Source organism: Micromonospora sp. bgisy143, assembly GCF_057708145.1.
Genome location: NZ_JBYIRN010000005.1, coordinates 116,643 through 137,908 on the forward strand (window position 1 = coordinate 116,643; position 21,266 = coordinate 137,908).

18 protein-coding genes are annotated in these 21,266 nt (G+C 70.5%); 7 read left to right on the forward strand and 11 right to left on the reverse strand.

The genetic code is table 11. From position 1 onward, the window contains the following. Positions 1-23: 23 nt before the first annotated feature. Entirely contained in the window at positions 24-1,409 is a 1,386-nt protein-coding gene (locus AC3EN4_RS09905) for an extracellular catalytic domain type 1 short-chain-length polyhydroxyalkanoate depolymerase (protein WP_435205622.1), read from the reverse strand. A gap of 308 nt (positions 1,410-1,717) precedes the next feature. Between AC3EN4_RS09905 and manD the strand changes: the two genes are divergently transcribed. Further along, positions 1,718-2,926, forward strand: coding sequence for a D-mannonate dehydratase ManD (gene manD / locus AC3EN4_RS09910; RefSeq protein WP_435205623.1), 1,209 nt, complete (start codon positions 1,718-1,720; stop codon positions 2,924-2,926). 10 nt (positions 2,927-2,936) lie between these two features. Here manD and AC3EN4_RS09915 read toward each other — a convergent pair whose 3' ends face one another. The 6 genes from AC3EN4_RS09915 to AC3EN4_RS09940 all read right to left on the reverse strand — a co-directional run bounded on the left by AC3EN4_RS09915 (position 2,937) and on the right by AC3EN4_RS09940 (position 11,863). Next, positions 2,937-5,075 (reverse strand): alpha-glucuronidase, encoded by a 2,139-nt coding sequence (locus AC3EN4_RS09915; protein ID WP_435205624.1) that lies wholly within the window; start codon positions 5,073-5,075, stop codon positions 2,937-2,939. Further along, positions 5,072-5,761 (reverse strand): YesL family protein, encoded by a 690-nt coding sequence (locus AC3EN4_RS09920; RefSeq protein ID WP_435205625.1) that lies wholly within the window; start codon positions 5,759-5,761, stop codon positions 5,072-5,074. The genes AC3EN4_RS09915 and AC3EN4_RS09920 overlap by 4 nt, the downstream gene beginning before the upstream one ends. Positions 5,762-5,858: 97 nt before the next feature. Then, entirely contained in the window at positions 5,859-7,499 is a 1,641-nt protein-coding gene (locus tag AC3EN4_RS09925; RefSeq protein WP_435205626.1) for an ABC transporter substrate-binding protein, read from the reverse strand. Positions 7,500-7,544: 45 nt separating this feature from the next. Further along, a complete protein-coding gene (locus AC3EN4_RS09930; RefSeq protein WP_435205627.1) occupies positions 7,545-8,483 on the reverse strand; it encodes a carbohydrate ABC transporter permease in 939 nt (312 codons plus the stop codon). Beyond that, positions 8,480-9,472: an ABC transporter permease gene (locus AC3EN4_RS09935; RefSeq protein WP_435205628.1), complete on the reverse strand. Its 993-nt coding sequence runs from the start codon at positions 9,470-9,472 to the stop codon at positions 8,480-8,482. The genes AC3EN4_RS09930 and AC3EN4_RS09935 overlap by 4 nt, the downstream gene beginning before the upstream one ends. A gap of 9 nt (positions 9,473-9,481) precedes the next feature. After that, the gene (locus tag AC3EN4_RS09940; protein WP_435205629.1) at positions 9,482-11,863 is read right to left on the reverse strand and encodes a beta-xylosidase/alpha-l-arabinosidase; all 2,382 of its coding nucleotides are present in this window, start codon (positions 11,861-11,863) and stop codon (positions 9,482-9,484) included. A gap of 247 nt (positions 11,864-12,110) precedes the next feature. Between AC3EN4_RS09940 and AC3EN4_RS09945 the strand changes: the two genes are divergently transcribed. The 3 genes from AC3EN4_RS09945 (at position 12,111) to AC3EN4_RS09955 (ending at position 15,475) form a co-directional block, all read left to right on the forward strand. After that, a complete protein-coding gene (locus tag AC3EN4_RS09945; protein WP_435205631.1) occupies positions 12,111-13,151 on the forward strand; it encodes a LacI family DNA-binding transcriptional regulator in 1,041 nt (346 codons plus the stop codon). A gap of 15 nt (positions 13,152-13,166) precedes the next feature. Continuing rightward, positions 13,167-14,156 carry an acetylxylan esterase gene (locus AC3EN4_RS09950; RefSeq protein WP_435205632.1) on the forward strand — a complete coding sequence of 330 codons (990 nt, stop codon included), beginning with the start codon at positions 13,167-13,169 and terminating at the stop codon, positions 14,154-14,156. A 131-nt stretch (positions 14,157-14,287) separates the two neighbouring features. Further along, complete coding sequence (locus tag AC3EN4_RS09955) at positions 14,288-15,475, forward strand: cellulose binding domain-containing protein (RefSeq protein ID WP_435205633.1); 1,188 nt, start codon at positions 14,288-14,290, stop codon at positions 15,473-15,475. Between the two features lie 70 nt (positions 15,476-15,545). Here AC3EN4_RS09955 and AC3EN4_RS09960 read toward each other — a convergent pair whose 3' ends face one another. Next, on the reverse strand, positions 15,546-16,079 hold the full coding sequence (locus AC3EN4_RS09960) for a GNAT family N-acetyltransferase (protein WP_435205635.1): 534 nt from the start codon (positions 16,077-16,079) through the stop codon (positions 15,546-15,548). 54 nt (positions 16,080-16,133) lie between these two features. Here AC3EN4_RS09960 and AC3EN4_RS09965 point away from each other — a divergent pair, with 54 nt between their 5' ends. Together AC3EN4_RS09965 and AC3EN4_RS09970 are read left to right on the forward strand one after the other, a co-directional pair. Beyond that, the gene (locus AC3EN4_RS09965; protein ID WP_435205636.1) at positions 16,134-16,742 is read left to right on the forward strand and encodes a TetR/AcrR family transcriptional regulator; all 609 of its coding nucleotides are present in this window, start codon (positions 16,134-16,136) and stop codon (positions 16,740-16,742) included. A 177-nt stretch (positions 16,743-16,919) separates the two neighbouring features. After that, a complete protein-coding gene (locus AC3EN4_RS09970; protein ID WP_435205637.1) occupies positions 16,920-17,750 on the forward strand; it encodes a hypothetical protein in 831 nt (276 codons plus the stop codon). Positions 17,751-17,918: 168 nt separating this feature from the next. Here AC3EN4_RS09970 and AC3EN4_RS09975 read toward each other — a convergent pair whose 3' ends face one another. Next, on the reverse strand, positions 17,919-18,662 hold the full coding sequence (locus AC3EN4_RS09975; protein ID WP_435205638.1) for an SDR family NAD(P)-dependent oxidoreductase: 744 nt from the start codon (positions 18,660-18,662) through the stop codon (positions 17,919-17,921). A gap of 136 nt (positions 18,663-18,798) precedes the next feature. Here AC3EN4_RS09975 and AC3EN4_RS09980 point away from each other — a divergent pair, with 136 nt between their 5' ends. Next, positions 18,799-19,581 (forward strand): hypothetical protein, encoded by a 783-nt coding sequence (locus AC3EN4_RS09980; protein ID WP_435205639.1) that lies wholly within the window; start codon positions 18,799-18,801, stop codon positions 19,579-19,581. 68 nt (positions 19,582-19,649) lie between these two features. Here the strand turns inward: AC3EN4_RS09980 and AC3EN4_RS09985 are convergent, their stop codons facing one another. Together AC3EN4_RS09985 and AC3EN4_RS09990 are read right to left on the reverse strand one after the other, a co-directional pair. Beyond that, a complete protein-coding gene (locus tag AC3EN4_RS09985; protein ID WP_435205640.1) occupies positions 19,650-20,444 on the reverse strand; it encodes an SCO6745 family protein in 795 nt (264 codons plus the stop codon). Between the two features lie 331 nt (positions 20,445-20,775). Next, positions 20,776-21,240 (reverse strand): MaoC family dehydratase, encoded by a 465-nt coding sequence (locus AC3EN4_RS09990; RefSeq protein WP_422735208.1) that lies wholly within the window; start codon positions 21,238-21,240, stop codon positions 20,776-20,778. Between the last annotated feature and the right edge of the window lie 26 nt (positions 21,241-21,266).

Below are 21,266 nucleotides of genomic sequence, written 5' to 3' on the forward strand. Positions count from 1 at the left end.
CTCCTTCTGGGTGTGCGCAGGGGTCAGGAGACCGAGCAGGTGGCCCCGTTGAGGGCGAAGGCCGTGGGCTTGCCGGCGTCACCGGTGTGGGTGGCCTGGAAGCCGATGTCGACCGAGGTGTTCGGGGCGATGGTGCCGTTGTAGGAGACGTTGCGGGCGGTCACCGCGCCGCTGGTCGGCGAGTAGCTGGCGTTCCAGCCGCCGGTGATGGTCTGACCGCCGGGCAGCGTGAAGGTCAGGGCCCAGCCGTTTATCGCGCTGCTGCCCGTGTTGGTGACCGAGACGGCCGCGGTGAGTCCGTTGTTCCAGGCGTTGACCGTGTACGTCACCCGGCAGGCGCCCGCGCCGGGCGGCGGCGTGGTCGGAGGCGGCGTCGTGGGGGGCGGCGTGGTCGGCGGCGGCGTGGTCGGCGGCGGCGTGGTGGGCGGCGGCGTCGTGGGCGGCGGGGTCGTCGGCGGAGGCGTCGTGGGCGGCGGGGTCGTCGGCGGGGCGGTGCCGTCGAGGCCGAAGAAGCGGATCACCTGGGCGGCGTCGACGGGGATGTTGTGCGTGACGCCCTGCATGCTGATCGCCTCGACCGGGGCCATCGGGCCGCTGCTGCCGTATCGGGTGCGGGTGTAACCCGACTGCGGGGAGTCGGTGTACGTCGGGGTCTGGCTCAGACCGTGCACGTTGGTCCACTGCTTGACCTGCTCACCGAAGTTCGGGTAGCGCAGGGTGTCGTCGCTCGTGCCGTGCCAGATCTGCATCCGCGGCCGCCGGCCGCTGTAGCCGGGGTACGCCCCGCGGACCAGGTCCCCCCACTGCTGGGCGGTCTTGATGAGCTGCCCGTTCGCGCACTGGCTGTTCCACTCCGAACTGCCCCCGGTGGCGAAACAGGCGAACGGCACCCCGGCGAACGACGCGCCGGCCGCGAACACGTCGGGGTAGTCGCCGAGCATGACGTTGGTCATCATCGCGCCCGACGAGGTGCCGGTGGCGAAGACGCGGTCCGGGTCGGCGGAGTACCGCTGCTTGACGTAGTCGATCATCGAGATGAGCCCGACCGGGTCGCTGCCCCCACCCCGGCGCAACGCCTGCGGCGAGGCCACGTCCCAGCACTTGCTGCTGCGGGTCGCCGACGGGTAGATGACGATGAAGCCGTACCGGTCGGCGAGCGAGGCGTACTGCGTGCCGGAGTAGAAGGCGGGGCCGGTGCCGGTGCAGTAGTGCAGGGCGAGCAGGATGCCCGGTCGGGACGACACCCGGTCCGGGACGTACAGGTGCATCTGGAGGTTTGTGGGGTTGTTGCCGAAGCCGGTCACCTGCGTGAGCGTCGCGGCCGACGCGGGCGTGGCAAACGCCAGCGCGGCGGCGGCGACCGTCGCGACCGCCGTGAGGACGCCGAGCAGCCTTGTCTTGAGTGTCATGGTTCGCGATTCCTCGGGAGAATGGCGCATGGAAGGGGGTTAGTCGAGGACTGCCCTTCGCCCGACCGTGACCGCGGCTCGCGTGACCGATGTCAGCTTCAATCGAGCCCACTCGATTGTCAAGGTTCTCGGAAACCTTTCGGCGCAAGGGTTTGCGCAGTCACCTGCACGCTCGTTCCGGTCGGCGGGGGCGTTCGACACCTGCCGATGGCGGGATATTATCGGCAGGTTCCCGATAAGCAGACCGCCCTCGCGCCCACCCCCTGCGAGCGTCCCCACCCGACTCCCGCGGGCCCCAAGGAGATCGAGTGAAGATCGTCGACGCCCGGGTCATCGTGACCTGTCCGGGCCGCAACTTCGTCACCCTCAAGATCGTCACCGACGAGGGGGTCACCGGAGTCGGGGACGCCACCCTCAACGGCCGGGAGCTGGCCGTCGCGTCGTACCTGCGCGACCACGTGGCGCCGCTGCTGATCGGCCGGGACCCGGCCCGGATCGAGGACACCTGGCAGTACCTGTACCAGGGGGCGTACTGGCGGCGCGGTCCGGTCACCATGAGCGCGATCGCCGCGGTGGACACCGCCCTGTGGGACATCAAGGGCAAGGTGGCGGGGCTGCCGGTCTACCAACTGCTCGGCGGTCGGTCCCGCGAGGGCGTCACCGTGTACGGCCATGCCAACGGCGAGACCGTCGAGGAGGTGCTGGTGGAGGTCGCCCGGTACGTCGACCTCGGCTACCGGGCCGTGCGGGTGCAGTGCGGTGTGCCGGGCCTGCCCAAGACGTACGGGGTCAGCGCGGACAAGCTCTTCTACGAGCCGGCCGACGCCGCGCTGCCCAGCGAGGCCACCTGGTCGACGCAGCGGTACCTGGCACACGTGCCGGGCGTGTTCGCGCGGGTACGCGACGAGTTCGGCCCCACCCTGCGGCTGCTGCACGACGTGCACCACCGGCTCACCCCGATCGAGGCGGCCCGGCTCGGCCGCAGCCTGGAGCCGTACGCGCTGACCTGGATGGAGGATCCGGTCCCGGCCGACCTTCAGGAGGGCTTCCGGCTGATCCGGCAGCACACCACCACACCGATCGCCGTGGGCGAGGTGTTCAACAGCGTCGTCGACGCCGCCCAGCTCATCCGCGAGCAGCTCATCGACTACATCCGGGCCACCGTGGTGCACGCCGGCGGGATCACCCACCTGCGCCGCATCTTCGACCTCGCGGCGCTGCACCACGTCCGCAGCGGCTCGCACGGGGCCACCGACCTGTCGCCGGTCTGCATGGCCGCCGCGCTGCAGCTCGACATCTCGATCCCCAACTTCGGCCTTCAGGAGTACATGCGGCACACCGCGGAGACCGACGAGGTGTTCCCGCACGGGTACCACTTCGCCGACGGCTACCTGCACCCCGCCGAGACGCCCGGGTTGGGCGTCGACATTGACGAGGAGGCGGCGGCCCGCTACCCGTACGCGCCCGCCTACCTGCCAGTGAACCGGCTGGAGGACGGGACGGTGCACCCCTGGTGAGCCACCTCGGTCAGTAGATCCGCCGCCCCCGCGCGTCGGGCACGCCGGACTTGCGGAAGAAGTACGTGTTGATCTGATCCCGCCACTCGGTGGCGCTGCGCACCTGCTCGTCGAGGCGCTCGGCCACCCGCTCGTACACGGCCGGGTCGATCATCCCGTTCAGGGTCTGCCACCGGCGGCGCATCACCGCCACCTCCTCGACGCCCGCGAAGTGGGTGTCGTAGATGTGCTGGATGACCGTCGACCCGCTGTGCAGGACGTGGTCGTACGGCACGTGGTGGAAGAACAGCAGCAGCTCGTCCGGGCAGGTCTGCGGCGACTCGTACACGTCGGCCCAGTACGGCGGGTACTGGGCGGCGAAGCCGGTGCCCGAGGCGCGACTGCGGTCCACGCCCACGCCGTCGCGGTCGGCGAAGTGGTAGGTGCCCCACCGCGAGTACTCGTACCCGTCGACGTCCGGGCCGTAGTGGTCGCCGGGGTGGACCATGAAGCCGACACCCAGCGGGGCGGTGTACCGCTCGTAGGTGCGCCAGGAGTCGTCCATGATCTCGTGCAGCGTCCGCCGGACCAGCTCCGGGTCGGCGGTCGCCGACGGTGGGAATGTCAACGTCATCCACTCGTCGAGGATCTTCGTCGGGTCGAGCCGCGGATTCCAGGCGAGCCGGCCGACCGTGTAGAGGTTGGCCTGCGCCAGCGGATGTCCGGTCCAGAAGGGATCGTCGCCGGTGTTGGCGACGGCGACCAGGCCGCCACCCATGCCCGCCTCACCGGTGATCACGTCGGCGATGGTGCGCCCACCGGGCCCCCACGGCGCGAAGCTCAGCACCTCGCCCCAGCACGGGCCGAGGTGGCAGACGTGCCGCTGCTGACCGGTGTACTCCTGGGTGACCTGCACCTCCACGGCGACCCGGGTGGCCGGCATGGCGGCGAGCACCGGCGACACCGGCTCGCGCGTCTGGAAGTCCACCGGACCAAACTTCACCTGCAAGACCACATTGGTACGGAACCGACCGTCGAGCGGGGTGAAGTGGTCGTACGCGGCCCGGGCGCGATCGGTGGACCGGTCCCGCCAGTCCTGGTGGTGGTTGTAGACGAACGCCCGCCAGTGCACCACTCCCCCGTACGGGGCGAGTGCCTCGGCGAGCAGGTTCGCCCCGTCGGCGTGGTCACGCCCGTAGCTGAACGGGCCGGGCTGCCCCTCCGAGTCGGCCTTCACCAGGTAGCCGCCGAAGTCATCGATGCGCGCGTAGACGCGCCGGGTGGTGGCCGCCCACCAGGCGCGGACCTCCTCGTCGAACGGGTCGGCGGTGGGCAGTCCGCCGAGGACCATCGGCGCGGCGAAGGTGACCGCCAGGTGCACCCGGATGCCGTACGGACGCAGCACGTCCGCGATCTGGGCCACGTCACCGAGCCGGTCGGTGAGCAGCAGCGCCTCGGCCCGGCCCACGTTGACGTTGTTCACCGAGATGGCGTTGATGCCGCTGGCGGCCAGCAGCCGCCCGTACTCCCGGATCCGGGCCAGGTCCCCGCGCGGACGGCCACCGGCCCAGAAGATCGAGCCGCCCGCGTACCCCCGTTCGACCTGGCCCATCACCGGGTGCACGGCCACGTTGTCCCAGTGGTTGAGCATGCGTCGGCGCAGCGCGGGCCGGTGCAGTTCGGGTGGACGGGCCGGGTCGAACGCCGCCGCGCAGAGCCGTACGACGTGGAACAGCCCGTACAGGAGGCCGGCGGGCGCGTCGGCCAGTACCACCGTCGTCTCGCCGCTGCGGGCCAGCAGGAAACCCTCGTCGCCGAGCGGCTCACCGTCGCCGACGTCGGCGAGCGCCGCCTCCCCCGCCGCGCGGGCCGCCTCGACCGCCGAGCTGGGCAGCTCACCCGCCCCGCGCAGGGTGAGCACCAGGTCGACGTCGACGTCCCAGGAGGGTGAATGCCACACCCGCCCGCCATAGCGCGTGCAGGCGCGGGTCACCTCGTCGAGAACGGTGTCGACGAGCAGCCCGTCACCGTGCACGAGGACGCGCCGTGCGCCGAGGGCCCGGAACGCCTCCGGCGGCAGCCAGGCGGGGTGTACGCGTGGATCCTCGACGTCGGGCGGCTCCGCCACGAACACCGGCTCCTCCAGGTCCATCGAGTCGTACGCGCTCACGCGGTGAACTCCTTCCGGATCAGGTGGACCATCGGGTCGGCGACGCGCAGGACCCCCAGGGCGATGACCGAGGCGAGCAGCGCCGGCACCGCCTCGGAGAAGACCGCGGTGATCCCGGCCGCCGCCGCGAGCAGCAGGGCGTTGCCGACGGTGACGCCGGGGGTCCGGACGAGGAAGTGCACGGCCAGGCGCAGGACGTCCCGGGTGCGGAACTCGAACAGCGAGGTGATCACCAGCGCGTTGAGCGCGCAGAGGATCACCCCGACCGCGACCAGCACCAGCGGCACCACCCACCAACTCGGCAGGCCGACCGCGTCGCGGTAGGCGAGGTTCAGCGCGAGCACCGTCAGCCACAGCAGCGCCGGCGTCCAGACCCGCAACGCGCCCCCGACGTTGCTCCGGTAGCCCCGCCAGAACAGCGCGGCGGGTCGCAGGTCGGTCAGGTCGGGCCGCTGGTGGCGCAGGGCGTACAGGGCGGCGGAGATCGCCGGCCCGACCGGCGTGAGCAGCAGCGCGACCAGCGGCAGGTTGCTGGGGTCACGGTCGAGCAGCAGCAGCGCGAGCAGGGCGGGCAGGGTGGTGAGCAGGAGCAGCACCTCGACCACGAGCAGGATGTAGACGCGCGACGCGAACCGGGACAGGGGTCCGTCGCCGAGCTGCCGCCCGGCGTGCGTCGTGTCGTTCACCGTCGTCCTCCTCCCGGGTCGGTGCGGCGACCCGCGCCGGTCGCGCGGGCCGCCGTGGTCGGCCGGTCCGGTGCGCGCCACCGGACCGGCCGACACCTCAGCGGTGGTCCTTCTGGTAACGCTCGTACGCCTTGTTGACCATGTCCAGGTAGGCGTCCATGTTCTTGCCCTTCAGCTCGGCCAGGTAGGCGTCCCACTGGGCGAAGTCCCGCTGGCCCAGCGCGAACTGCAGGGTCGCCTGGTAGACGGCGTCCTTCAGCGGCGTCTCCCACAGGGACGCCTGCTCCCGCTCCTCGTCGCTCAGCGGGTGCGGCGGGGGCACCGCGACCGGCGTACGGGCGTTCATGACCTTCTGGAACTCCTGCTCCTCCGGCGAGAAGAAGCCCTGCACCAGCTCCGGCTTGCCGCCGTAGGCGAAGACCCCGTTGTAGAAGCCGAAGTCCTTCTGCAGGTGCTTGGTGGCCTTGGGGTTGAGCCCGATGACGTTGACGTCGGGCGCCAGCGTGGGCTTGCCGGCGGCGTCCCGGACGAAGGTCGTGCCCTCGACGCCCCACTTGGCGAACTCCTGGCCGGCGTCCGAATACCAGAGCCAGTCGATGAACTGCATCATCGCCACGAAGTTCTTGCTGTCGCGGGCCTTCGAGGAGATCATCACGCCGTTCTCCATCCGGCTGGCCGGGTTGACCTCACCGGCCGGCCCGATCGGCAGCGGAATCTTGGTGATCTTGGCCTTGGGGTTGGTCTTGGCCAGGTCCGGGCGGTAGTCGTTCACCACGGCCTGCGCGTTGGCGCTGATCACGAAGGACTTGCTGTTGGCGAGCTTCTGCCGGGCCTGGTCGTCGGTCTGGGTGAAGCTCTCCGGGTCGAGCAGCTTCTCCGTCACCAGCTTGTTGAGGTACTGGAGCATCTGCTTGTACTTGTCGCTCGCGCCGGTGTAGACGAACTTCTTGGTGTCGGCGTCCCAGCTCGTGTGCTGGAAGTTCCAGCCCGCGCCCTGGAGGCCGTACGACACGGCCAGGAGGTTGAGCAGGTTACCGGCCGGGTTGGGCTTGCTCCACCGGTCCGAGAACGGGTAGACGTCCGGGTACTTGGCCTTCATCGCCTTGAGCACCGTGTACAGCTCGTCCCAGGTCTTCGGCGGGCTCAGCTTCAGCTCGTCGAGGATGTCGGTGCGGATCGCCAGCGAGTAGTCGTGCCAGGGCTTCTCGTGCAGGCCGGGCAGCAGGTAGAACTTGCCGTCCTCCTGACGCCGCGTGTCGATCTCGGGCTTCAGGTTCCACTTCGAGATCTTGTCCTGGAGGTTCGGCATGAGGTCCAGGTAGTCGCTGACCGGCAGGATGGCACCCGACGAGACGTACGCGTCCTCCTGCGCCGGGTACGTCTTCGGGATGATCATCGGCGCGTCACCGGCGCCGATCAGCAGGCTGCGCTTCTGCTCGTAGTCGCTCAGCGGCACGGCGACCGGGGTGAGGGTGACGTTCGTCCGCGACTTCAGCTCCGACCAGAAGAGCCAGTCCTCGCGCAGCGGGTAGTTCGGGTGGTTGTTGTACAGGATCGAGAAGGAGACCGGCTCGCTCGCCTTGAACTGTTTGCCGATGCCGTAGTCGGCCATCGCACCGGCTTTGTTCTCCGACAGGTCCTTGGCGTCGGACGGGTCATCACTGCAGGCGGCGATGCTGGTCGCCGTGAGCAGCACGGCTACCGCTGTCGCGACGCGGCGCCACGATCGGTGGAGCATGGCGGTCCTTTCGGGTTCGGTGGAGGGAAAGGGTGGACGGGCTGGCTAGCCCTTCACGGCGCCGAGCATCACGCCGCGGACGAAGTACCGCTGGACGAACGGGTACACCAGGAGGATCGGCAGGGTGGTGAGCACGATCGTCACGGACTTGAGCGTCGCCTCGGCCTGCACCTCGTCGGCCTCGGCGATCGCGCCGACGTTCTCCGCTCCGGTGGCCCCGGCGATCAGGTTGCGCAGGTAGACGGTCACCGGCCACAACTCCTGCCGGTCCATGTAGAGGAAGGCGGCGAACCAGGAGTTCCAGAAGGCGACGGCGTAGAACAGCACCATGGTGGCGACGATCGCCTTCGACAGGGGCAGCACGATGCGCAGCAGGATGCCGTACGTGTTGAGCCCGTCGACGGCGGCGGCCTCCTCCAGGTCGGTGGGGAGCGACTCGAAGAACGCCTTCATCACCAGCAGGTTGAACACGTTTATCGCGTTGGGCACCGCGATGGCCCAGACGGTGTTCTTCATGCCCAGGCTAGTGACGAGCACGTAGTTGGGGATCAGGCCGCCGGTGAAGAACATGGTGAAGACCGCGATGCCGATCAACGCCGTACGACCCCGCAGGTGTTTCTTGGACAGCACGTAGGCGTAGCAGGTGGTCAGCACGATCGAGATGACCGTGGCGACGACCGTGTAGAAGACGGTGTTGCGGTAGTTCGTCCAGAACAACGAGTCGTGCAGCACGAGCCGGTAGGTGTCCAGGTTGAACCCGCGCGGCACGAGGTTGACCTGGCCGGCGATGATGTACCCCTCGTCGCTGAGCGAGCGGGCCACCACGTTGACGAACGGGTAGAGGGTCGCCACCACCACGATGGTGAGCACGACCGCGTTGACGGCCTGGAACACCCGGTAGCCCCGGGTGGGCCGGATACCGCGGGGACGGACGCGGGCCGGCAGGTCGCCGGCGCGGGCCGGGTCGGCGGCGTCGACGGTCACCACAGGCTCGTCCCCACCGTGCGTCGGGCGATCAGGTTCGCCGTCAGGACCAACGTGAGCCCGATGACCGCCTCGAACAACCCGATGGCGGCGGCGTAGCTGAAGTTGCTGGACCCGAAGCCCATCCGGAACAGGTACGTCGAGAGCACGTCGGCGGTCGGGTAGGTCAGCGGGTTGTAGAGCAGCAGGATCTTCTCGAACCCGACCGCCATGAAGGTGCCGATGTTGAGGATCAGCAACGTGACCATGGTGGGTCGGATGCCCGGAAGCGTCACGTGCCAGGTCTGCCGCCACCGGTTGGCACCGTCGATGCGGGCCGCCTCGTACAGGTCGTCGTCGACGGTGGTGAGCGCGGCGAGGTAGAGGATGGTGCCCCAGCCGACCGTCTGCCAGACCTCGGACGACACGTAGATCGTCCGGAACCACTCGGCGCGTTGCAGGAACGGCACCGCGTCGCCGCCGGCGGCCTGCACGATCTGGTTGATGGTCCCGTCGACGGAGGTCAACTGCATGACCATCGCCGCGACGATCACGATCGACAGGAAGTGCGGCAGGTAGGACACGGACTGCACGAACCGCCGCAGCCGCCGGGCACGTACCTCGTTGAGCAGCAGCGCGAGGATGATCGGCAGCGGGAAGCAGAACACCAGGGTCAGCGTCCCGAGCACCAGGGTGTTGGTGAAGACGTCCCAGAACGTCGGGTCGGTGAGGAACATCCGGAAGTACCGCAGCCCGACCCAGTACTCACCGAAGATGCTCCCGCCCGGCTTGAAGCGGCGGAACGCGATGATGTTCCCGATCATCGGGAGGTACCGGAAGACCAGGAAGAACAGCAGCGGGAGGATGGCCAGCGAGTAGAGCTGCCAGTCCCGGCGCAGCGACTGTCGCCAGGTGCGACGCCGACGGGGCGCGCTCGGGGCGGGGACGGTGGCCTCCAGCGCGGCGTCGGGTGGCGCCGGCGGCGGGGGCCGTAACGTCTCGGATGTCATCCTCGCCTCCTATGCGGAGTGCGGAACGGCCACCAGCGGCTCGATCCGCACCGACGTGAGTAGGTCCCGCTGGTGCCCGACCTCGCGCTCGGCCCCGGTGAGCCGCAGCGCCACGGCGTCCACGATCTCTGCGCTGGAGCGCCCGAACCGCAGTTCGACCGCGCCGGGCTCGACCACCCGCCGGCCGGACCGACCGGTGAACGACGTGACGTCGGCCGGTACGTCGAAGGTGACGTGCGCCCGCGCTCCGGGCTCCAGCGGCACCCGGGCGAAGCCGACCAGCCGGTGCACCGGCCGGGTGGTCTGCGCCACCGGGTCGTGCAGGTAGAGCTGCACCACCTCGGTGCCGGCCCGGTCACCGGTGTTCTGGACGGTGATCCGCACCTGGACCGCCCCGTCGACCGGCCAGTGGGACGCTTCGTCCCGCGCCGCGCCCACGACGGTCGCGTCGGACCACTCGAAGGTGGTGTAGCTCAGGCCGTGGCCGAACGGGTATGCCGGGGTCGGGTCGATCGAGGACACCTTGTTGCGTCGCCCGAGTGGCGGTGACAGGTAGGTGCCCGGCAGCCCGCCGGCGTCGCGGGGCACGCTGACCGGCAACCGCCCGGACGGGTTGACCGCGCCGGTGAGCACCTCCGCGAGCGCCTGCCCGCCGAGTTGGCCGGGGAAGAACGCCTGCACCACGGCCGCCGCCGGGTCGAACTCCGGGCCGAGCGCGTACGGGCGGCCGGTCAGCAGCACCAGCACCACCGGGGTGCCGGTGGCCAGGACGGCCCGGACCAGGTCGGCCTGCACGCCGGGCAGCCGCAGGTCGGCGGCGTCGCAGCCCTCGCCGGAGGTGCCACGGCCGAACATCCCCGCCCGGTCCCCGACGGCGAGCACGCACACGTCCGCGTTGGCCGCCGCGGCGACCGCGGCCGGGATGCCGGACGCGTCGTCGCCGGTGACGGCGCAGCCCGGTTCGTGGACCAGGAGCGGGACGCGGCGGGCCAGTTCGTCGCGCAGCGTGGGGATCTCCACCCCCAGGCCGTGCTCGGGGTGGTTCACGCCGACGTGGTTGGGGAAGGTGTAGCAGCCGAGCATGGCCATCGGATCGTCGGCGAGCGGACCCACCAGGGCGACCCGGTTCGCGACGGGCAGCGGCAGCACGCCGGTGTTGCGCAGCAGCACGACGGACTCCCGGGCCAGGCGTACGGCGACGTCCCGGCCGGCCTCGTCGTCGAGGCGCAGCGCCGCGACGTCGTCGGGCAGGGCCTGCCAGCCCTCGTCGAGCAGTCCGAGTTCGATCTTCTGGATCAGCACCCGGCGCGCCGCCCGGTCGACAAGCGCCACGTCGACCGCACCGGCGTGCACCGCCTGCACGAGGGCGTCGCCGAAGGCGTCCACGGTGGGCAGTTCCACGTCGATGCCGGCGCGCAGGGCGAGGCGGGCGGCGTCCACGGCGTCCCCGGCGACGCCGTGCAGGGTCTCGAGGAACCGTACGGCAAAGTAGTCGGCGACCACGACGCCGGTGAAGCCCCACTCGTCGCGCAGCTGCCCGGTCAGCAGCTGCTCGTCGGCGGCGGCGGGCATGCCGTCGATCTCGGCGTAGGAGTTCATCACCGACCGCGCCCCGCCGAGTCGCAGGGCCATCTCGAACGGCGGCAGGATATGGTCGGCCAGCTCGCGCCGGCCCATGGACACCGGGGCGAGGTTGCGTCCGCCCCGGGAGGCGGAGTAGCCGGCGAAGTGCTTGAGGGTGGCCACGATGCCGGCGCTCTCCAGACCCCGCACGTACGCCGCGCCGGTGGTGCCCACCAGGTACGGGTCCTCCCCGATCGTCTCCTCGGTACGCCCCCAGCGGTAGTCGCGGGTGACGTCGAGGACGGGCGCGAGGCCCTGGTGCACGCCCGCGGCGCGCATCGACGCGCCGATCCGCCCGGCCATCTCCTCGACCAGCTCGGGGTCGAACGAGGCGCCCCAGCCCAGCGGGGTCGGGTAGACGGTGGCCTTGAAGGCCGCGAACCCGGTCAGGCACTCCTCGTGCACCTGCGCGGGGATGCCGAACCGGCTGGCGGCCACGATCTGCTCCTGCGAGGCGGCCAACGAGCGTGCGCCGAGCACCGGGTCGACCGGCGCGGTGCCGAACGGGCGGGTGAGCTGACCCAGCCCGTACCGGATGATCGTGTCCCACGACGGGGTGTTGGCGACCATGTCGGACTGGTGCGGCGCGACGCCCTCACCGGACGCCTCGGCGCCGACCCAGACCCCGAAGAGCTGGGCGACCTTCTCCTCGACGGACATCAGCGCGAGCAGCGCCTCGGCCCGCTCGGCCGGCGACCGCCCGGCGTCGCGCCATGGTGCGGCATCGCGGGACGCCGGTTCAGCGTCGGCGGGCTGCTGACTTCTCATGCCGAGACCCCTTAGCTCGGCCACGAACCGCGCCGTCGTGGGACCGGTTCGTGGCGCGCGGTTCCACAATCCGAAACTTTCCGGAAACCAGAGCAACCTTTTCGGCAACCTAAGTCCGCCGCCTGGGTGTGTCAAGAGTTTCGATGCGTCGTGGGACGCCTACCAGGCCGCCTAGCTGCATCGACGGGAATCGTCGACTGATCGTGTTAGTGTCGTCCGAAACTTTCGGATGCTGTACGAGGCTGCGATGACAGAGCACCACCCGCTCGGCCCACCCGGCTCCACCACCACCATCGCGACGATCGCCCATGACGTCGGCGTGTCGGTCGCGACGGTCTCCAAGGTCCTCAATGGACGCGAGGACGTCTCCCCCGGCACCAGAGCGCGCGTCGAGGAGAGCCTCGACCGGCACCAGTACCAGCGGCGCAACCGGCGCTCCTCGTCCGCCACCCGCCGGATCGACCTCGTCTTCCACGAGTTCGACACCGGTTGGGCGATGGAGGTCCTGCGCGGGGTCGAGGCGGTGACGAGCGTCGTCGGCGTCAGTCTCGCCGTGTCCCAGCTCGGCGGCGCGCACCGTCCGGCGGCGCGCTGGCTCGACACCCTGCTCGGTCAGCGTCCGCTGGGCGTGCTGCTCGTCCTCTGCCACCTCACCGACGCGCAACAGCAGCTCCTGCGGCGTCAGGGCGTACCGTTCGTCGTGATCGACACCGACAGCGCGACCTCGGCCTCCGTGCCCACCGTCGGCTCGAACAACTTCAACGGCGGCCTGCTCGCCGCCCGACACCTCATCGAGCTGGGGCACCAGCGGATCGCCGTCATCTCCGGCCCACCCGACATGCTGTGCAGCAGGGCCCGGGCCGCCGGATTCCAGTCCGCGCACGAAGAGGCCGGCCTGACCCTCGACCCCGATCTGGTCCGCTACGGCAGCTTCTCCGCCGGGGCCGGGCACACCCACGGACTCCAGCTCCTGCAACGACCGGACCGACCCACGGCGATCTTCGCCGGTTCGGACATCCAGGCGATGGGGGTGCTCCGGGCCGCACGTCGGTGCGGCCTGCGCGTCCCCGAGGATCTTTCGGTGATCGGGTACGACAACCTGCCGCTCGCCACCTGGACGGACCCGGCCCTGACGACGATCAACCAGCCGTTGCGCGACATGGCCGGCATCGCCACCCAGATGCTGCTCGACCTGTCCGCCGGCACGGTCCCGGCGACCAGCCGGATCGACCTGGTGACCGAACTGGTCGTCCGGGAGAGCACCGCGCCCCCCGCCCCGCCGCGCTGACCCCTGCGAGGAACCGTGTCCGACGCCGCTGTCCGCCTCGACGAGCTCGAGCGATACTCCCCCACCGTCACCGAACCGGAGGACTTCGACCGGTTCTGGGGCGACACGCTCGCCTCGGCCGCCGCCCGGCCGGTGCTCGTCGACGTCCGTCCCGAGCGGACCGGCCTGCGCGTGCTCGACACCTGGGACGTCACGTTCGCGGGCTTCGACGGTGACGAGGTGCGGGCCTGGTTCACCCGCCCGGCGGGCGTACCCGAACCGCTGCCCGCCGTGGTGGAGTTCGCCGGCTACGGACGCGGCCGTGGCCTCCCCCACGAGCGGCTGGTCTGGCCGGCGGCCGGGTACGCGCACCTGTTGATGGACAACCGGGGCCAGTCCGGCCTGTACGCCGTCGGCGACACCGCCGACCCGCACGGCGCGGCCGGCGGCCCCTGGCCGGCGACCTGGGGCATCCTCGACCCGTACGACTACCACTACCGCCGGCTGATCACGGATGCCGTCCGGGCCGTCGAGGCGGTGCGCGCCCTGCCCGGCGTCGACGCGAACCGGGTCACGGTGCTCGGCAACAGCCAGGGCGGCGGCGTGGCGCTGGCCGTCGCCGGCCTGGTCGACGACCTCGCGGCGGTGCTGGTCACCGCGCCGTTCCTCTGCGACGTGCAGCACGCCATCGCGCTCAGCGACGCCTCGCCGTACGGTGAGATCGCCCGGTACCTGGCGGTGCACCGGGAGGCCGAGGACGCGGTCCGGCACACGCTGTCCTACGTGGACGGGGTGACCTTCGCCCGGCGGGCCACCGCGCCGGCGCACTTCGGCATCGGCCTGCGCGACACCGTCTGCCCGCCCAGCACCGGCTTCGCCGCCTACAACCAGTACGGCGCCGCGTCCGGCCGACCCGACGCGCCCCGGCGGGAGATGCACGTGTACCCGTTCAACGGTCACGAAAGCGGCGAGGCCCTGCACGTCCGGCGGCAACTGCGCTGGCTCGCCGCGACACTCGCGGGCTGAGCCCGGCCATGGTCGGCGATCGATGCATTGCCGGTGTTAGCGATAACAAGCTATGGTGCGTCCGGGCGGGGTGAAGGGCACATCCCGACGTCCGGGTTCCTGGTCGTCGAACCACCACCCGAGGAAGCCCCATGAGCACTGTGACGCTTGGTAAACCCGTACCCCCGACACCCGACAGGCCCGCGACGCGCCCGAGGCCCCGCCGGGCCCGGCTGTGGTGGGCGGCGCTGGCCGCCGTCGCGGCCATGGCCGCCGCCGTGCCGGTGGCGACCGCGCCCGCCAGCGCCGAATCCAACGGCGGCGTACGCGTCATGCCCCTCGGCGACTCGATCACCGACGGCTTCAACGTCGCGGGCGGCTACCGGATCGAACTCTGGCAACGGTTCACGTCCGGCGGCTACCGGATCGACTTCGTCGGCTCGATGTTCAACGGCCCGTCCAGCCTCGGTGACCACGACCACGAGGGTCACTCCGGATGGACCATCGCGCAGATCGACGCCAACATCGTGAACTGGCTGCGCGCCACCAACCCGCGCACCGTGCTGCTGCACATCGGCACGAACGACATGTACGGCGACACCTCCGGAGCGCCGGGCCGGCTGGCCACCCTGGTCGACCGGATCACCAACACCGCACCGAACGCGGACGTGTTCGTGGCCACGATCATCCCGAAGTCCGGCGCGGACAACGTGGTACGGGGCTACAACGCGGCGATCCCGGGGATCGTGCAGACCCGGGCCGCGGCCGGCAAGCGCGTCCACCTGGTCGACATGTACCGCGCGCTGACGCTCAGCGACCTGGCCGACGGCGTGCACCCCAACGCCACCGGTTACCGCAAGATGGCCGTCGCCTGGTACGACGCCCTGCGCGCGGTGCCCGGCAGCATCGGCGGGGACACGCCACCGACCACCACGCCGCCGCCCACCACGCCCCCGCCGACGACCCCACCGCCCACCACCCCGCCGCCGACCACTCCCCCGCCGACCACGCCGCCGCCCGCGGCGGGCTGCCGGGTGACGTACACGGTCAACGCCTGGAACAACGGACTCACCGCGGCAGTCTCGGTCACCAACACGAGCAGCAGCGCGATTAACGGCTGGGCTCTAGGGTTCACGCTGCCGAGTGGCCAGACCATCACCGGCGGCTGGAACGCGGACTACTCGCCGACCAGCGGCGCGGTGACCGCCCGCAACGTCTCCTACAACGGCACCATCGCCCCGAACACCTCGGTCGACATCGGCTTCCAGGCCACCCACACCGGCAACGCCGGCAAGCCGACCGCGTTCACGCTCAACGGCACCGCCTGCACGGTCGCCTGACCCACGTCCCGAACACCGAACGCGGGGGCGGCGAGAATGCCTTCTCGCCGCCCCCGCAGCTCACGGCTCATTACCTGACGGTCGGGCTTGGCTGGTCGAGGTCGAGAGTCCAGGTCTGGCCGACGAGGTCGTGGCCGAAGCTGTGGTGTGGTTCCTCGGCGGCGAGGGTGAACCCGAAGGCTTGGTAGATCCTGCGTGCGGACACGAGTACGTCGTTGGTCCACAGGACGACACGCTGGTAGTGGGCGTCGCGCGCGAAGGTGAGGCATTCGTCGACCAGGCGGGTGCCGAGGCCGAGGCCGCGGGAGGCCGGAGTGACCAGCAGGATACGCAGCTTGGCCGTCTCGCGTTCGTCGCCCGAGACCAGAAAGACGCATCCGGCGCGTTCGCCGTTGACCTCGGCGATCCAGGCCGCTTCGCGGGCCGGGTCGTGGCCGGCGGCGAAGTCGCCGACAATCGTGGCTACCAGCGCCTCGAAGTCGGTGTTCCACCCGAACTGCCGATCGTAGATCTCACCATGGGCCATCACCACCCATCCCAGGTCGCCGGGGCGGTCGGCCCGGCGGACGGTCACGTTCGCCGACGGCGGGGTCTGCTGCGCCATCAGAAACCCCTTCCAGTACTGACACGACTGTTTCAGTGGACGTAGGCTACGCCCGTGTCCGAGGAGACGACAACCGCGTCCGCGCGGAAGATCGAACTGCTGGAAGCCGCCTACCGGTACTCGCTCGCGCACGGCCTGGCCGACCTGTCACTACGTCCGCTGGCTGCGGCGATCGGCTCCAGCCCTCGGGTGCTCATGTTCCTGTTCGGCAACAAGGACGGCCTGTTGCGGGAGTTGTTGGCGCGCGCTCGCATGGACGAACTCGCGGCGCTGGACCACATTCGACAGGCGAGCAGCACGACGGCCATCGGCCTGACCGCCGCCGTCGAGCGCGTCTGGGCGTGGCTCGCAGTCGACGAGCATCGGCAGCTACTGAAGCTGTGGGCCGAGGCGTACGCCCGCTCCCTGACCGAACCCGACGGGGTGTGGGGCGGCTTCGCGGCCACCACGGTCAGCGACTGGCTCGCCGTCCTGGCCGCATGCCAGCCACCGCACGAAAGGGACAGCGAGGAGGGCGCGGCCCGCCGCACTCTGGCTCTCGCCGTTCTCCGCGGCGCCCTGCTCGACCTGCTGGCCACCGCAGACCACGACCGCGTCACGGCCGCGGTTCACCACCAGCTCACCCTGTTCCAGACCCGACATGCCGCAGTACGCCGACCCTGACCACCTGCGCCAACACGATCACACACACGGACCTGCCGCGCACAGTGCGCCGGAGACGACCGGATCTGCCGATGTCAGCCTGTTCGGCCGGCGACCGCCAGGGCCGGCATTCTGGAAGCTAGAGTGGGTCCCGTCCGCGGGCGCCAACCCTGGGATCCGCCTGTATAACCTGTGCGTATGCCGTCAGCGAAGCAGCTTCTGCTGCTCCTCGGGGCCATGCTGCTCGCCGTCGTGGGCGCGCTGTTCGGATCCCCCTGGGCGACCGGGGCCGGCGGCGTCGTCGTGCTGGGCGTCCTCGCCGTCCACCCTGCGGTGACCGGTCCCGCCGTGCCCCGGTCGACACGTCTGCTGCTGCAGGGTGGACTGCTCCTCCTCGCCCTCGCGGGTGTCGTGGAGATGTGGGGATGGGCGTCCTCGTCACTCGGCGACGCCCCACCGAGCGCGAGCGAGCTGATCGCGCTGGTGACCGACCCGGCACGGCAGCGGACGCAGTTCCTGCGACAGCTCGCCGTGGCAGGCTGTCTGGTCCTGGCCTGCGTCTGCCTCGGCGTCGCTATCGGGCGGTTGCCGCGGGAGAGGCTGCGCCGGCTCGGCCGGGCCGCGCCGGCCGTGTGCGTGCTCACGCTGGTCACCCTGGTATTCGTCGCCCTTCTCCCGGCGGGGCTGACCGCCGTGCTCGGCTCGTTCACCAATGTGGCCGTGGCGGTGTTGCTCGTGCTCGGGGGGTATGCCTGGGTCGTGAGCCGCGCGGTCCGGCACCATGGCACCGCCCCGATCGCCGCGATGGGTGCCACGCTGCTGGCCACGGCGGCCTGGCTCGCGGTGGACGATGCCTGGCGGAGCCGGCCGGAGCCGCGCGGCAGCGACACCTTCTACCAGACGGGCGTCAGCGTGTCCGTGGCCGTCGAGACCGGACCCGACGTCGAGACCGCCGTCGCCGTCGCGGCGCTGCTGCTCGGAGCCGCCCTGACCGTGCTGGCCTGCGCGAGGCTCAGCGAGACGCCCTGAGCCTGACCCCTCCTGCGGTGACCTTCATGGCAAGCGCGCACACCTGCCGAGTTGAGGATGCTCCGGCTTGCGACTTGAGCGGCTGGGAACAGCTGCGGCCCGTCCCGGGAAGGGTCGGGCCGCAGCTGTGGGTGAGGGTGAGGGCGAGCAGAAGGGGTGAATCGGTGGTCAGATGGTGAAGCCGCCGTCGACGTTGACCGTCGCCCCGGTGATGTAACGCCCGTCCGGGCTGGCGAGGAACGCCACCGCAGCGGCCACGTCGGCTGGCGCAGCGTAGTGGCCGAGGGCGGTGAACCCGTTGATCGCATCAGCGTTGGGGCCGTCGGCTGGGTTCAGTTCGGTGTCCGTGGCCCCTGGATTTACGAGGTTCACGGTGATCGCCCTGCCGCCGAGTTCGCGTCCGAGGGCCTTGGTCAGGCCGATCAGCGCGGTCTTGCTCATTGCATACAGCGAGAAGCCCGGGAAAACGGCCCGCTCGGCCATGTTGCTGCCGATGTTGATGATCCGGCCACCGGCCGACATGTGCTGTACTGCGGCTTGCGAGGCGACGAACGGTGCCCGGATGTTGACCGCGACTGTCTGTTCGAACTCTTCCAGGCTCAGTTGCTCGAGCGGTCCGAGTAGGAACGCGCCAGCGTTGTTGACCAGGATGTCCAACCGACCCAGCTCACCGGCGACCCGGTCGACCGCGTCGACGACCGCCGCCGGTTCGGCACTGTCGGCCTGCATCGCGATCGCCCGCCGCCCCATGGCCTTGATCTGGTCCACCACGTCGTCGGCGCGTTGCTGGTTCCGCTGAAACGTCAGCGCCACATCGGCACCTTCTTCGGCTAGGCGCAATGCCACGGCAGCGCCGATGCCACGACTGCCACCGGTAACCAGAGCTGTTCTGCCGTCAAGTGCGTTGTTCATAACGCGAAGCCTGGTCGATAAAGGCGCGGCGGTCTGGCGGCGATCGGACGTTGCGTTCGCTGGTACTCGCGGCCTCACGCGGCCGCCCACCCGACGGGAACCCGCCCTGTGCCACGTGCGCGCTATCCTGCCGTGCGTGGTCGAGGGTTTCGTGTACGTCAGCGACGACCGGCCCGGCCCTCTGACAGGTGCGAGGGCTGGCGAACGGGTCAAGACGCCCTCCTGGGATCCGCCATGGATCGTGCTCGCTCACCATCTTGACGCCGTTATCGTGCCGCGATGGCCGGGTCGGCTGTTTCGCGTCAGAAGCGTTCCGCCCAGCAGCGACGAGGAACGAATAGCCCTGGCGCGGGCTGCCGCGGGAGTGAAGGCCGATGCGAGCTACACCCGGGTGTTCGCGGTAGACGTCCTTGCCGAACTGCGTCCCGGGATCCTGTTCGGCCCGAACGGCGACGCGGTAGCCGAGGTTCTGGAGTGCGCCCGCCTGCTCACCGAGCCCGTCGCGTACGAGCTGGCAGCGGCACGGCATCCGAGCGCCGATCACGCGTACAGCCGCGCGTGGCAACGCTGGTTGAGCGAGCAGCCCAATGGCGCGCAGTACGGCAGCAGCGATCACAGCAATGTACTGGCGACGCCCGGAGCCGGTCCGGTCAGTTCGCCGATCAGACGCGGCTTCACCGTCTTGTGGACGCGTGTGGTCGACAGCGCCCGGCAGCGTGCCGGTTCAGCGGCGTTCACGATCGATGCCGAGGACGACGAACACGAGGAGGTGCTTCTGGACCCGTGGACGACGGCGGCCTCCGCGTTGCTGGATGCGGCCATGGCTCTCGGTGCGCCCGACCTGGTTGATCCCGCGGACGCGGCCGTACTCACCGCAGCATGGCAGGTCATTGCCCGCTGCCCGAGGAGTACCCGCTAGTCGGCAAGCAGGTCGACGCGGTCGTCCAGGAGATCGAACCGGCCAGCCGTCGTCATTTGCCTCCCCGCTCAGTCGTCGACTTCCTGTGCCGCGGCGGCGATCGGCTCGAGGGCGGCGATCAGCTCGTCGAGCTCGTCGGCGGTGAGCACGTCGTACGCCGGCGCCGCCAGCTCGTCGGTGAGGGCCTCGATCCGCTCCTTGGTCTCCCGGCCGGCGTCGGTGAACCCGCCGGCGGCGTCCACGAGGCCGCGGCGGCGCAACCCGTCGACGACACCAGCCAGCTGAGCCTTCGGCAGGTGGTGGATCCGGCCGAACTCCTCCGCCCTCATGCCGAGGGAGAGAGCGAGCAGGACGTGGGCCTCGGTGCCGCCGATGCCGTGAGCGAGGAGGGCGGCGTTGTGGCCGTCACCGCGGTGCTCCCGCAGCAGCGTCGCCGCGTGCCAAAGCCTGGCCACCGGTTTCTCGGGCACGTCGAGCGCCCGCAGCCCGGCGTACAGCGCGCGGCCCTCGGTCGGCGCGCTGACCGCTGCCCGGGTGGCCAGGTCGGCGACCCGCACCAGACCGGGGGAGTCGGCGAGCTGCCCGATCAGCTGCCGCAGCGCTGCGGCGCTGCCCCGCTCGCGCACCGCGATCGCCTCCTGCGGGGTGATCTTCCCCCAGACCCACGGGATGTGGCGCGACACCTCACCGTCAGCGAAGTTGTAGAAGACCGCGTGCACCACCTCGGCCGGTGCCATCCCCAGCGGCGCGGCCCGGCCCGCGAAGTACCCGTCCCAGTAATTGCGCATACCCACGGCCAGGAACGCTTCGTTCGGCACCTCGGAGAAGGTGACGGTGGCGATCGGCTCGACGAGCTCGAACATGCGGTGGATCTTGGACAGCGGGTGCGGCATCGGTCGGCATCTCCTGTGGTTGTGACCGCCCCTCGTGGGCGACCGCTCACCTTGGCTACGAACAACGCGGCCCGGATACGACAGCTTCGCACGACATCGATTCAGCCAAGATCAGCCAAACCGGGGCGCTGACCATCCGTGGTGGCTGGACGCCGGGTCGATGTGCTGGTGGGCGTGATGCCGCAGAGGCATCAAGATGACTCTGCGGCATCACGCTCACGAACGCATCCCCCCTCAGCGAGGTGACCGAGGGTCATGGCCGGTCGCGCTGTTCGCCGCGACCGACGACCATCGGCCGACCTCAGCGGCTCGCCGCGCGGTAGAGGCGGCTCACCGTCTCGGCGACGCAGACCGGCTTGTCGCCGCCGTCGCTGTGCACCGTCACCGCCGTGACCAGCTGCACCCCACCGCTGACCGGCGACACCTCGGCGATGACCGCGCTGGCCCGTACCGCCGCGCCGACCCGCAGTGGCGCGGGGAAGCGCACCCGGTTCAGCCCGTAGTTGACCCCCATGGCGACGCCCTCGACGCGGTAGAGCTGGGCGGCCAGCGCCGGCACCAGCGACAGGGTCAGGAAGCCGTGCGCGATGGGCGCGCCGAAGGGGCCGGCCGCCGCGCGTTCCGGGTCGACGTGGATCCACTGGTGGTCGTCGGTCGCGTCGGCGAACAGGTTCACGCGGTCCTGCTCGATCGGCTGCCACGGGCCGGGACCGAGGGTCTCGCCGACCGCGGCGGTCAGCTCGTCGACGGAGGTGAAGACGCGCATGCGGGTGTCCTTAGTGCTGGAGGGTG